The following is a 13,030-nucleotide window of genomic DNA, read 5'->3' as shown; positions in this document are numbered from 1 at the left end:
CTGACTATCTGCCCTGAGCAGATCGATATTCCACGAAGGGGAATCATGAAGAAGAACATCACGCGTCGCGTGGTTGCGGCGGCCGGTCTCGCCGGTGCCGTCGCGATGGGCCTCACCAGCCTCGGCGCCGGTGGCGCCACCGCCGGTCCGCTCGCGGGCGGCACCATCACCAAGACCCTGGTCGACGGAACCCCCGTCACCGTCCAGCTGTTCGACGAGTACGTCAACGTGCAGCGTCCGATCAGCAACGTGCCCACCACCCGTGAGGTGTGGCTGTCGGGCAAGGTCCGCGTGACCGTCGGCGGCAAGGCCGAGGGTGGCTCGATCAAGGTCGGCTACGACGTCGGTTGCCAGGTCAACTTTGGCGGTGGCGAGGTCAGCGTTCCGGGCGTCTCCGGTGGGCTGGACTACACCGATCCCTCGAACGTCACCGTCGGTGGCGGGCTCGACGGTGAAGAGGTCGGCGGCGGCTTCTCGCTCGGCCCCGGTGAGGTCAAGCGCCAGTGGCTGGTCAACGAGACCTCCGGTGATGACACCGCGTACAAGGGCTACAACGTGAACGCCTACACCTTCAAGGGACAGAAGGGTGGCGTGGTCTACAGCCAGGAGCAGTTCAAGGTCGAGAGCTGCGCCGGTTACGCCGCGGCTCGCGCCTTCATCCAGGTGACCGTCAGCACCGATGCCGTCAAGGGTGTCGTGGCACTGAACGGCAAGCCGTTCAGCCTCGGCTGATCGACTCCTCCACCACGCCGCGGGGCGGGAATCCGAACGGATTCCCGCCCCGCGGTCGTTGGTGTGGGGTTGGTTCGGTGTCGCTGTGAGTCTGCTGTATTCGGCTGTCTGGCAGTGAAACTCATCGGTCCTCGGTCGTAGTCTCGGTGCCGGCGGATCTCGTCCCGCCGGTGAGGAGCCATCGACATGTCCACCGCCACCGAACTGCGACCGGTTGACGATCCGAGCGCGTGCGACGTGGGGCCACGCGTCCCGACGCCGGAGTCCCGTCCGGCGACTCTCACCGTGTCGGCGACCGTCCGCCGTTTCGCGCCCATGGTCGTCGGACTGCGATGGCGTCTCGCGGTGGCTGTCATCTGCCACCTCGTGCAGGTCGGCACCACGGTGGTCACCGTCGCGCTCTTCGCGCACATCGTCGACGACGTGCTGGTGACCGGCGATCTGAGCGCGCTGTCCACCCCGATGATGATCTGGGTGGCCGTCTCGCTGGTCGGCGCCGTGTCGTCGTATGTGGGCGGGATCCTGACCGCAGGCGTGACCGAGACACTGCTGCTGCGTCTCCGAGGTCAGCTGTACGCTCACATCCAGCGGCTCGCACCGCACACGCGGGACCGGTTCGGTGACGGCGACCTGGTGTCGCGCACCACCGCCGACGTCGAGGCGGTCGACAGTCTCGTGTCGTCGGGTGTGGTCTCCGGCGTCGTCGCCACCGTGAGCCTCCTCGTCTACGGTGCCGCCGCCTTCGCGACCAACTGGCAATTGGCCCTCGTCGCCGCCGTTCTCGCGCCGCTGCTCTGGGTGACGGCCCGTCGATTCGGCGCCGTGGTCAAACGTGCGTCGCGGCGCGAGCGGCAGGCTGCCGGCCGGATCAGTGCACTGGTCGCCGAGGGGATCGGCAACATGGTGGCGTTGCAGGCCGACAACCAGACCTCGCACCACCGAGCCCGGGTCCTGGAGCAGAACCGCCGATGGCGGGAGGCCCGGATGTCGGAGTCCCGGGCGGGGGCGGCCTTCGCCGAGGCGGTCACGGTCGCCGAAGTGCTCTGCATGATCGTCGTCATCGCGTTCGGGGCGTGGCTCATCGCCGGCGGTGATGCGCAACTGGGCACGCTCATCGCCCTGACCGGATATCTCGGGTACCTCTACCCGCAGATCCAGGCACTCGGCGGTCTGCTCGTCGAGGTCACGTCCGCGACCGCGAGCGCCGAACGGGTGGCCGAGGTCCTCGACGCGCCGGCTGGTGTCGCCGAACCGATTGCAACCGAGTCGATTTCGTCCGAACCAGTGGCCATCGACCCGATTCCGGCCCGTCGTCCGGTCTCGCCCGCCCCGGTGGGTCTGTCGTTGACCGGGGTGTCCTTCGCGTACCCGGACAACGGGTCCCGAGTCCTCGAAGATGCCCACCTGGAGATCCGTGCGGGTGAGACAGTGGCGGTCACGGGTCCGAGTGGTGCCGGCAAGAGCACCCTGACCCGTCTGCTGCTGCGTCTGTACGACCCTGACGCGGGGTCGATCCGACTCAACGGCAACGACATTCGCCACCTCGACGTGAGTGACCTGAGAGAGCACCTGTCGGTGCTGCATCAACGGCCGGCGTTGATGCGTGGCACGATCGCGGACAACATCCGTTTCGGCTGCACCACGGCGACCAGAGCGGACATCGCAGCTGCCGCGCGGGCCGCAGGGGCCGCCGAATTCATCTCGCGGATGAACGGCGGCCTCGACGCCGAGGTCGTCGAACGTGGGGAGAACCTGTCCGGTGGTCAGCAGCAGCGAATTGCGCTGGCGCGCACGATCCTTCGAAACCGCCCGGTACTCGTCCTCGACGAACCGACCACGGGCCTCGACGACGAGACCGTCAGCGGGATCCTCGAACCACTCGCCGGGGTCGCGTCACTGCGGACCACTATCCTCATCACCCATGATCCGCGTGTGCTCGACCTCGCCGACCGGACAGTCGAGTTGCGCGACGGACGGTTCGCCGAGGCGGCTCCGGTGGCGCCGCGGTCAGGCGAGGGCGCGCTCGTAGAACGACCACGAACGGTGCAGCTGGTCCTGCCAGTACAGCCATGAATGGGTTCCCGCCGGCGGAAGGTCCACCGTCGCCGGAATGTTCAACTGCCCGAGACGATTCAGGAGCTGGACGGTGCAGCCCAGGGTGGCGCCCTCGATGACTCCGCCCACGACGATCTGGTCGGCCAGGGTGTCCAGGTCCTTCACGTAGCGAGGATTGTCGTACTGCCCGGGCAGACCGCCGGCGTTCGAGATGTAGAGCTTCTGGCCACGCAGCTTGGCGGCGTTGACCACGGGATCGTGGGCGCGCCAGCCGGAGCCGCCGTACGGACCCCACATGTTGGTGGCGTCGCCGTCCCCGCGGATCTCCACGACGAGTCGGATGTACTCCTGACCGAACGGGTCGGACGTCGTCGGACATCCGCTGTAGGAGCCGACGGCCTGATAGAGATCGGGATGCTCGATGGCGAGATTCAGCACCGACGTCGCCGACGAGGAGATCCCGCCGATGGCGTTGCGGCCGGAGGTGTTGTAGGTGGCATCGACGACCGCGGGGAGTTCCTTGCCCAGGAAGGTCGACCACTTGTGCACGCCGAGAACCGGATCGGGCTTCTGCCAGTCGGTGTAATAGCTGTACTGGCCGGCGTTCGGGATGACCACGTACAGGTTCTTGTTGCGTGTGAACTCGACGATGTCGGTCTTCTCCAGCCAGTTGGCGCGATCCTCGCCCCCGCCGGCGCCGTTGAGGAGGTAGAGCACGCCCCGCGGCTTGGACTCGTCGGCCGGCTTGATCACCGTCAGCGGGACATCCCGGTTCATGGCGTCGGAATGCACGACGATGTCGGTCACGCGCCCGGGCGATCCGGCGTCGACGAGTCGTGGTGCGGCGCTCGCCCCGCCGGTCATCGGAGCGACGAGCGAGACACTGAGGGCGACCGCCGCTGCCATCCCGAGTCTGCGCAAACCTCTGTACACGTTTCCTCCTGATCGGGAGACGGCGGGCCGGTGGTCCGACTCGCGCTGGCTCCTGCCTTCTGTCACGGGTCCGACCTCGCGTCCGGACCGCTGGGACTGCTGCCGCTCACACTCGCGTCGTCGCCGGCCGTGGCGTCCGCCGGCGCGAGTCCGCACCGTCGGGCGTAGATCCCGCCCGCGGCGAGCAACTCCTGGTGGGTCCCTGCCTCGGCAATCACCCTATCGTCGAGGACGACGATCTCGTCGGCCAACGCCGCGGTCGCCATGCGGTGGGTGATGAGCAGGGTGGTGGTCCCCGCGCGTAGTCGGTGCAGGGCACGTTGAACGAGCAACTCGGTGCGGGGGTCGGCGGCGCTCGTCGCCTCGTCGAGAATGAGGATCTTGGGCGACGCGGCAATCGCGCGCGCGACGGTGACCAGCTGTTTCTCGCCGGCGCTGAGGTTTTCGGATTCCTGGCCGATCACGGTGTCGATGCCCTCGGGGAGTGCTGCGACGATCTGCGCGACGTGGCTGTCCGTAAGAGCCGCATCGACCGCACGGCCGTCCTCGATGCCGAAGGCGATGTTCTCGCGGACTGTCCCGGTGAACAGCCACGGTTCCTGGGTGACGACGGCCATGTCCGCCCGTGCCCGGTGCGGTCCGAGTTCGACGAGATCGACGCCGTCGATGGTGATCGAGCCCCGGCTGGGTGCGTAGAACGCCTGCAGGAGATTGGTCAGCGTGGTCTTGCCCGACCCGGTGGTCCCCACCACGGCGGTGGTCGTGCCGGGTGCCATCCGGAAGCTCACCGAGTCGAGAACGGGGTTGTCCTCCTCGTAGGCGAAGCCCACGTCGTCGAAGACGATCTCGGGTGGGAGCTGGTGCCGGCCGGACGAGACCGGTACCGGCTGGCCGGTGTCGGCGCCGGCGTCCTCGGGGGCCTCGAGCACCTCGCGGACCTTGCTCGCCGACACCGTTCCGGACTGGACCTTGGTGACGAAGCCGGCGAGCTCGCGGACCGCACTGGTCAGCTGTTGCGCGAACACGACCACGACCTGGGCCGCGCCGAGACTCAGATGGCCGTCGACCACCATGATCCCGCCGAGGACGGCCAGGACGAGGAACACCAGGGCGTTGAGCGCGGTGAGGACCGAGGGCAGGGAACCGCCGATCCACTGGGCAGAGCGGACCGAGGAGAAGAGTTTGTCGTTGAGGTCGTCGAAGCGGCGCGCGGCGGTCGGTTCGGCGTTGTACGCCTGCAACATCCGGCGCGCGCTGAGTTCCTCTTCGATGTGCCCCGTGAGGGCGGCCGTGGTCGTCCAGCGGGACTCGAGGTGCGGTCGTGCCCGGCGGGCGAGCAGGACCGCGGCCAGCGCCGACACGGGTGCTGCGACCAGGGCGACACAAGCCAGCACCGGGGAGATGACGAACAGCACGGCGGTGACGACGACAAGCGTCAAGGCATTCGTCGGAACGGTCACCAGCACCGGTGCGATCACCGTCGCGGCGTTGTCGGTGTGGGCGGTCAGCTTGCTCACCAACACGCCGCGTGTGGTGTTCTCGAAGTAGCGCAACGGAAGACGGTGGATCTTGTCCTCAATGCGTGCGCGCAACCCGGCCACCGACCGCTGCACGGCGACGGTCAGCAACCGGCCCTGGGCGAGGCTGCAGACCGCGGCCGCCACGAACACCCCGACCTGGATCGCCAGCAGCGTCCAGAGCAGTCCCCAGTTCATCGTCACGTCGCCGACCGTGCCGTCGACGATCACGTTGGTGACCGCACCGAACAGGATCGGCGCGACGACGCCGCCGACCGCGGCGAGGATCGCGAAGAGGGAGATGGCCGTCCCGCGTCCTCTGCTCAGGTCGAGTTGCCGGACGATCCAGCGCAGCGATCCATCGCGCCGTCGAGCCGTCGGTCGGTCTGCCGACGCCTGCTTCCCCCTCGGCCCGACCGCCGGCGCCTGCGATCTCTGGTCAAGCATTGGTCACCGCCTGCGCGTAGGCGATCTCCCGATAGATGTCGCTGCGGGACCGCAATTCCGAATCTGTTCCGAGGCCGACGATCCGTCCCGCGTCGAGCACCGCGATGACGTCCGCGTGCTGGACCGACGACACACGCTGCGCGGCGATCAGGACCGTCGCATCCGGATCGGTCCGGCGCAACCGTCCGATGATCTGGGCCTCGGTGTCGACGTCGAGAGCGCTGAACGGGTCGTCGAGGACGTACAGCGCGGGCCGGCGGAGCACGGCACGCGCGAGTGCGAGCCGTTGGCGCTGACCACCGGAGAAGTTGCGTCCGTCCTGCGCCACCGTGGCGTCGAGAGCGCCGGGGCGAGCCGAGACGAAGTCGGCCGCGGCGGCGACCTCCAGGGCGTCCCACAGCTCGTCGTCGGTGGCGGTCGGTCGGGCGATCCGGAGGTTGTCGGCGACCGTCCCGGTGATGAGCTCCGCACCCTGACCCACGAAGGCGCTGCGTGCGCGAACCCAGGCGGGCGCCAGAGCGGTCACGTCGGCGGCATCCCATCGGAGCACGCCCGACGTGGGGTCGGCGAACCGCAGGGGTAGGGACAGCAGCGTCGACTTGCCGCTTCCGGTTCCACCGAGGACGCCGGTCACCGTGCCGGGTGCGCAGAACAGGGAGACCTGGTCGACGGTGGGGGACTCGGCGCCCGGATAGGCGACCGACACCGCGTCGAAGACGATCGCGGGCGGTGAGGGCGCCCGGCCGTCACCGGGGTCGCCGGGGTCGAGCGGCTCGGTGTCGAGTACCTCGGTGATTCGTCCGGCGCTGGTCACCGCACGCGGGATGACCCCGGCGATCATGGTCAGCAGCGACACCGCCAGCAGGATCTGCGCGAGATAGCCGACCGTCGCGGTGATCTGGCCGATCTGCATCTCCCCGCGGTCGACGAAGATCGCACCCAGTGCGGTCACCGCGACCACGGCGAGGTTCGAGACCACGGTGACCAACGGCAGCATCAGGACCTGCAGTCGGCCGAGGCGCAGGGCCACGTGGGTGAGTTCGTCGTTCTCCACCGCGAACCGGGCGCGTTCCCGGTCCTCTCGCCGAAAGGTGCGGATGATCGCGATCCCACGCAGCTGCTCGCGCAGCACCCGGTTCACGACGTCGAGACGACGCTGCAGCTGCGCAGCCCACGGAACCAGGCGCCGGACGAGGACGGCGACGAGGATGACCAGCACCGCCCCGGCGACCACCAGCACGGGCGCCATCCGCCAGCCCTGCGCCAGCGACAACACCAGCGCGCCGAACAGCATCAACGGCGCGGTCACCACGGCGGTCAGGCTGATGAAGAGGAATCCCTGGATCTGGCCCACATCTCCGGTGGAGCGCGTCAGCAGGCTCGAGAGGCCGATGGAGTGGACCTGCGGATCGCTGAAGGCGCTGATCCGACCGTGCACACGCGTGCGGAGGTCGCGAGCCCCGGTCGCCGAGATATGGGAGGCCAGGAATGTGGCACCGATCGACACCACCAGGTTGACCACGGCCACCACGACCATGAGCACGCCGACGCGCTTGATGGTCGCCACGTCACCGCGCAGGATTCCGTCGTCGATGATCGCGGCGTTGAGAGCGGGCTGGGCGAGCGTGGTGAACACCGACGCGAGCTGGAAGACGACGAAACCGGCGCAGGCCCAACGGGTTGTCCGGAGCGCGTCGAACAGGAGCGCGAGCAACGCGCGTACCTCATCCTTGCTCATCGAGCGGGTGACGGGCATCAGGTGAGGCTACTCCGGGTCGTCGTGACGCTGGCCTACCGTGGGTGCGGAACCCCCACTGATATCGGTTTCGTGTGCGTGCCGTGAAGTGTTCCGAAGTCTACATGCGGCGGTTTCGTGCAGGGTGAGCCCGGATATGTGGGCTGCTGATCTCGTCGCTTCATCGCTAAATACGGATGAACAATACTTCGGGAATTGCTGTCGGAACCTTAACCGGAACAGACGAAACCGCCCCGGACGCGTGTCCGGGGCGGTCGAGTCTCGATTCGAGATCTACACGGGTGCTTCTTCCGAACCCGATTCGATTGAACCCGTGACCAGTTCGACGATCGCGTCGGTGATAGCGCCCTGAATGATTTCCGCCATGAGATCTCCTTCGTCAGTGATGAGATGCTGGACGGGTATCGCGTGCACGTGATCCACGCCCCCGTCGCAGACCTATGGATCATAAATGCTGAATTCGCCACAGCGCTCGACCGATTGATGAACGAATTTCAAATCTTTCGTTCATGATGTCGCTGCGTCGGCTAATCAGCGCGCAATGCCGACCCGGCCCCGGAGTGCAGCTGCGGAGCCACTTGGCATCGGGCAACTGTCAGGCAGGCGGAGGCGTCGGCTCTTCTTCCAGTGAACCGCTGAAAACGTCCTTGAACAGCTCGTTGAGGTTGATCTCGATGCCAGTGGCCATGTCGGTCTCCTTGAGTCGGTTTGCTCGTTGTGCGGGATCGGGTCGACGTCTCAGTCGACCTCGACCTCTTCTCCGTAGTTGTCATCCGAGCCGCTGAACAGCGCCTTCAGTGCGTCTTCGATGGAACCGCCGTAGATTTCGCCCATGATGTTCTCCTAGGTGTTGATCGCTTTCCGGAAATTTCTGACCGGAGTAGATGCCTGCGCCGTCACGATCGGAAACGATCGAAAACGGCGAGAGTCGCTGCGCTCGCCTTACTCCGCTGCGTACGAGCCGAATCCGTCGTCGCCATCCGAATCGGTGACGATTTCCTCGAGGTAGAGGCGGATCCAGGAAATGCTGATCGCGTCGGACATGCGATTCTCCTAATGGGTGTCGACGATGTCGTTGTCTAGCACGGTCGTTCCGTCGCGAGGACGGCAACGCGGCTGACAATACCGCACGTTTCTACTCCTGTCCTGACCAGACAAGGTTGAATTCTCGGTGAACTCATTCGGTTCTGACCCACGGAACGGTCCTGCCGGTCGCCGGTTGGTGACTGGCCGTCGGCGATGTGAATGTGCTGGTATGAAGCGGTGACGCAGCGCGTGGAGGTGGGAGGCACGACGTCCCGGCGATTGGTCGAATCAGACATGGAGACGGCGCTCGACTTGCTCGAACGAGGTCTACGCGAGGTCCCGGTCTACCGCTGGCTCATCGGCGCTGACGCGGCCGCCGAGGCGTACCGCTGGTACGGCGAGATCCTGTTCATCGAGTACCTACCTGGTCTGCGGGGTGTATTCGACGAGAACGGAGAGCTGATCGCTCTGATCGCGGTCTCGGCCCCCGCCGACGAGGCCGGGCGAATCGACGATGACCTCAAGGAGCGAACCAAGCAGATCGTGCAGGAGCTAGACGGCTTCATCCACCGCTTCACCGAGTTGCAGCAGAAATCGGAGGAAGCGCAGGTCGCGGAGAATCCGATCAAGGTGATCTTCGCGCTCGTCCATCCGGGTCATCGCCGAGGCGGCACCCTCGCCGGGCTGGTCGATCCGGTCATCGAGCGCGGCCGGCGCGAAGGGCTGCCGGTCACGTGCAGCACGAGTGACGAACGGCTGTCGGCCCTCTACGCCCGCCGGTGGAACGCGCAGGTACGGGCTCAGTTCACCCTGACCGACGGGCCGACCGTCTGGGTGCAGCGCGTCGACCCGCCGGCGTGAACTGGCACTGCCCCTGAGGTGCCCTCCCCATGCTCCCTGAGGTGTGAGCGAAGCGAGCCACGAAGGGCTGACGAGGTAAGTCGCCTAACCCTTCGTGGCTCGTCGCTTGCGCTCCTCGCACCTCAGGGAGCAGAGGGCAGTGGCCTGCGCTCCTCGCACCTCAGGGAGCAGGAATTGTGCAGACTCTTGGATTGGGAGCGGGGTTACTCAGCTACCGAAGAACCACGGGAACGTCCTGGGGCGGGCCTGCGCACGCGGTTGGGTGCGCTGCTGCGGACGCGCCGGACGCCGGTTCTGGATCTGCGACTGACGGTTCTGTGCGGGCTTGTTCGGCATTCGTTCATCCTGTTCTCGTTCGGTCGCACCGGTCTTTCAGGCTCGGTGCGGTCGCACGTTCCGGCGACGAATCCCAAAGTAGGGGGCCGACCTTCGGGTTCGGAGGGCTCCCGCTGTCAGCTTCCTGGGAGACGGGGCCCGCGTGTCAGCGCGAGTGGCGCCCCGGCGCGTCCGGGCCCTCACCCGGGAAGTCGCCCGGGTATTGCTCACCGGGATAACCGCTTCCGGGCCCGGGAGGCGGGTAGTTGCCGGGGCCCGGGTAGTTCCCGGGCGGCGGGTAGCTACCGGGTGCCGGCTGCGGCGTCGGATACGGCTGGCCCGACGGACTTCCCGGTGGCGGGCTCTGCGGAGGACGATTCTGCGGGACGGACTGGGGCGGAACGTTCTGCGACGGAACCGATTGCGGGGGAGTGGGGTGCGACGGCGGGCCCTGAGGTGCCGGCGGAGTCGAGATGCGTTGCGTCGTACCGGCTCCGGCGGGTGCTTCGTACGGGGCGAAGGAGCCCGACGGTGGACCGTAGGAGTCGCCGACCGGACCGGACGGATCGGAGAGATGCGACGGCAGATCACTCTCGGCCTCCGCCTTGGCCTTCGAGGTGCCGTCGGGGTCCAGCAGATCGCGGATCTCGGACAGCAGGGCGATCTCGGTGACCTCCGCCTTCTTGCCGAAACCGCCCAGCTCGGCCAGCTTGTTGTACGGCAGGATGATGATGAAGTACACCACCGCGGCGATGATCAGGAAGTTGATCACCGCGGTGATGACACTGCCGAGGTCCACGAATGTCGATGGGTTGTCGGTGATCTGGAAGCCGAGTCCCTGCGCGGCGTCGGAGCCGACGGGGATCGAATTGATGATCGGCTGGACGATGCCCTCGGTGAACGCGGTGACGATCGCGGTGAACGCGGCGCCGATGATGACCGCTGTCGCCAACTCGACGACATTGCCCTTGAGTATGAAATCCCTGAATCCCTTGAGCACGGTGTACGGCCTCTTTTCGGTGATGTCCTGCTCTTGTCCGGTGATTCTGCGCATGATCGGAGCAAATCCGACATGCGCTGCGCGAGCTCGTACTACCCTATCCACGATCGTGAACGAACCGATCCATTTGAGTTGATTGGCCCGGTTGTGTCGTCGTGCGATGACCCGCCCATTCGTCAGTGCATGACGACTGCGAGTGCTGTGTCGAGTCCCGCCGCCGCGACCCGATGAGCAGATGTGGCGTCCATCGCGAGCAGCACCGGCGCGGCCGCGGTCCCGCCGGGAGCGATGCCACCGGACTGTGTTTCGGCTGCATGGAGTGCGACGACGGCGCGGCGGGCCAGCACTTCCGCCTCGTCGGTCAACACGTCGACCACGTCGCCGGGTCGCAGCAGCGCGGTCACGGCCTCGTCCGACAGTCGTATCGGTACGAGCCGGGCATCGTCGTCCCCGGTCAGGTCGGCGGGTAGACGTGATGACAGCAGGCGCGTGTCCGTCATGATCTCGCCACTGCGGACCCGCCCGGTCACGGTCTTTCCGATGGCCGGACCGGCATGTGTCAGGGCGCCCCCGGGAACCGTGGCTCCCGCAATCCGCCGCGACTGGAGATCAGCGACGTCGACCACCTGACCCGGCCGCAGTTCATGTGCGGCCACCACGACCTCGACATCGCCGTCGGCGCGTGTCCCGGTCATCCCGACGACGACAGCCGCGATGACGAGCGCCGCCGCGACGACGCGTCGGACCAGGAGGCTGCGGGTCCATCCAGGCCGTAGTGCGGCGCCCAGCCGGTCGCGGAGCCGGGGAGCGAGGGAGTCGTGGTAGCGGTGCGTCGACGCCGGAGACATGTCGCGAACGGTAGGTCGGTGGTCGACGGCCGCCGGCCATCCGCCCCGCCTGTGGACAGAGTCGGGCCGCACGGCCGGCCCTGGGGACAGCGGTGCCGCGGACGGGGTGCGGTGGTGCGCCGCGACGCGGTGGAGGAGAATCGATCCCCGGTGTGCCGGGAAGTCTGGTCGGCCGTCGCCCGTGCGGGTGGCGCGATGATGACTTGTCCACTCGATCCAGAGGAGCGCGATGACCGACCAGACACCAGGCGATGTCACCGACGGCCCGGCACCGGCGAGCGGACGGACAGACCGCCTGCGGAAATGGGCCGCCCTCGACACGACGAGTGGAGCGTTGCTGCTCGTGGCTGCGGCGGTCGCGGTGCTCTGGGCCAACTCGCCCTGGCGGGAGGCCTACGACTCGCTGCTCCACATCGAGGTGGGGCCCGAGGCCCTCCATCTACACCTGTCGCTCGCGCACTGGGCCTCCGACGGGCTGCTGGCGATCTTCTTCTTCGTGGTCGGTGTCGAACTCAAACACGAGTTCGTCGCCGGAAGCCTCCGCGATCTCAAACTCGCCGGTGTGCCGATTGCGGCCGCAGTGGGCGGCATGGTCACCCCGGCTCTCTGCTACGTCGTGATCGTGGCGATCGGCGATCCTGAGGGTCTGCGCGGCTGGGCGATCCCGACGGCCACCGACATCGCGTTCGCCCTTGCGGTTCTCGCGATCTTCGGGCGCGGGCTGCCGCTGGCCCTCCGGACGTTTCTGCTCACGCTTGCCGTCGTCGACGATCTGCTCGGCATCATCGTGATCGCGACCGTCTACACCGAACAGATCGATTTCGTGATGCTGGCGGCCGCGCTCGTCGCGGTGGCCGTCTTCGCTGTGCTGGTGCGACGGGCGTGGCGCTGGTGGCCGCTGCTCATCCCGGTCGCCATCGCGGCCTGGGGGCTGATGCACGCGTCCGGTGTGCACGCGACCGTTGCCGGCGTCCTGCTCGGCTTCACGGTGCCCGCCGTTGCGATCCGCGGAGAGAAACAGCCGCGCACCGAGAGGCTCGACGACGCGGTCCGCCCGTACTCCGCCGCGATCGCGCTGCCCGTGTTCGCATTCGCCGCGGCCGGGGTGAGCGTCGTCGGCGGCGAAGGGTCGATCGTGCAGCCGGTGTCCATCGGGATCGTCGTCGGCCTCGTCCTCGGCAAGGTCGTCGGCGTGATGGGTTCGACGTGGCTGATGACCAGGTTCACACCGCTACGCCTCCCCGACGCGGTGGGCCTCCGCGACCTGCTCCCGGTCGGGCTGCTCACCGGTGTCGGGTTCACCGTGGCGCTGCTCATCGCCGAACTGAGCTTCGAGGCCGGCTCCGACGACCATGCCGCCGCGGCGAAGGCGGCCATCCTCGCCGGGTCCGTCGCGTCGGCGATCCTGGCCGCGATTCTGCTGCGGTGGGACGCCCGCCAGGCGCGCGACCCCGACATGAACCGAGACAACATCCCCGACATCGACAAGGACGTCATCGGGGGATGAATCCGCGGGCCTCGGTCCGAGGCCCGCGGTTCG

At 67.4% G+C, this 13,030-nt stretch carries 10 protein-coding genes; 4 read left to right on the top strand and 6 right to left on the bottom strand.

Features of this window, described 5'->3' with window-relative positions; all coding sequences use genetic code 11:
- The first annotated feature begins 45 nt into the window (after positions 1-45).
- Positions 46-732, top strand: a complete 687-nt coding sequence (locus tag AS181_RS10245; protein WP_058251496.1) for an MspA family porin — start codon at positions 46-48, stop codon at positions 730-732.
- Positions 733-918: 186 nt separating this feature from the next.
- Positions 919-2,805 carry an ABC transporter ATP-binding protein gene (locus AS181_RS10240; protein ID WP_058251495.1) on the top strand — a complete coding sequence of 629 codons (1,887 nt, stop codon included), beginning with the start codon at positions 919-921 and terminating at the stop codon, positions 2,803-2,805.
- On the opposite strand, the gene AS181_RS10235 is transcribed toward AS181_RS10240, so the two are convergent.
- The 3 genes from AS181_RS10235 to AS181_RS25135 all read right to left on the bottom strand — a co-directional run bounded on the left by AS181_RS10235 (position 2,740) and on the right by AS181_RS25135 (position 7,440).
- Positions 2,740-3,693 carry an alpha/beta hydrolase gene (locus tag AS181_RS10235; protein WP_249145010.1) on the bottom strand — a complete coding sequence of 318 codons (954 nt, stop codon included), beginning with the start codon at positions 3,691-3,693 and terminating at the stop codon, positions 2,740-2,742. The two genes, AS181_RS10240 and AS181_RS10235, sit on opposite strands and share 66 nt — an antisense overlap.
- An 89-nt stretch (positions 3,694-3,782) precedes the next feature.
- Positions 3,783-5,684, bottom strand: coding sequence for an ABC transporter ATP-binding protein (locus AS181_RS10230; protein WP_058251493.1), 1,902 nt, complete (start codon positions 5,682-5,684; stop codon positions 3,783-3,785).
- Positions 5,677-7,440 carry an ABC transporter ATP-binding protein gene (locus tag AS181_RS25135; protein ID WP_058251492.1) on the bottom strand — a complete coding sequence of 588 codons (1,764 nt, stop codon included), beginning with the start codon at positions 7,438-7,440 and terminating at the stop codon, positions 5,677-5,679. The genes AS181_RS10230 and AS181_RS25135 overlap by 8 nt, the downstream gene beginning before the upstream one ends.
- A gap of 1,263 nt (positions 7,441-8,703) precedes the next feature.
- Here AS181_RS25135 and AS181_RS10220 point away from each other — a divergent pair.
- Positions 8,704-9,327 (top strand): hypothetical protein, encoded by a 624-nt coding sequence (locus AS181_RS10220; RefSeq protein WP_058251491.1) that lies wholly within the window; start codon positions 8,704-8,706, stop codon positions 9,325-9,327.
- Positions 9,328-9,534: 207 nt separating this feature from the next.
- Here AS181_RS10220 and AS181_RS25620 read toward each other — a convergent pair whose 3' ends face one another.
- The 3 genes from AS181_RS25620 to AS181_RS10210 all read right to left on the bottom strand — a co-directional run bounded on the left by AS181_RS25620 (position 9,535) and on the right by AS181_RS10210 (position 11,490).
- Complete coding sequence (locus AS181_RS25620) at positions 9,535-9,663, bottom strand: hypothetical protein (protein WP_269434030.1); 129 nt, start codon at positions 9,661-9,663, stop codon at positions 9,535-9,537.
- A gap of 145 nt (positions 9,664-9,808) precedes the next feature.
- Positions 9,809-10,642 (bottom strand): large conductance mechanosensitive channel protein MscL, encoded by an 834-nt coding sequence (gene mscL, locus AS181_RS10215; RefSeq protein WP_058251668.1) that lies wholly within the window; start codon positions 10,640-10,642, stop codon positions 9,809-9,811.
- Between the two features lie 176 nt (positions 10,643-10,818).
- On the bottom strand, positions 10,819-11,490 hold the full coding sequence (locus AS181_RS10210) for an SAF domain-containing protein (RefSeq protein WP_058251490.1): 672 nt from the start codon (positions 11,488-11,490) through the stop codon (positions 10,819-10,821).
- 229 nt (positions 11,491-11,719) lie between these two features.
- On the opposite strand from AS181_RS10210, the gene nhaA reads away from it, so the two are divergent.
- Positions 11,720-12,997: a Na+/H+ antiporter NhaA gene (nhaA, locus tag AS181_RS10205; RefSeq protein WP_058251489.1), complete on the top strand. Its 1,278-nt coding sequence runs from the start codon at positions 11,720-11,722 to the stop codon at positions 12,995-12,997.
- The last annotated feature ends 33 nt before the right edge of the window (positions 12,998-13,030 follow it).

Origin of the sequence: Gordonia sp. SGD-V-85, from assembly GCF_001456905.1 — a bacterium.
GTDB lineage: Bacteria > Actinomycetota > Actinomycetes > Mycobacteriales > Mycobacteriaceae > Gordonia > Gordonia hongkongensis.
Note: the sequence above shows the minus strand (reverse complement) of the source record. Positions and strands in the feature narration are given on the sequence as shown.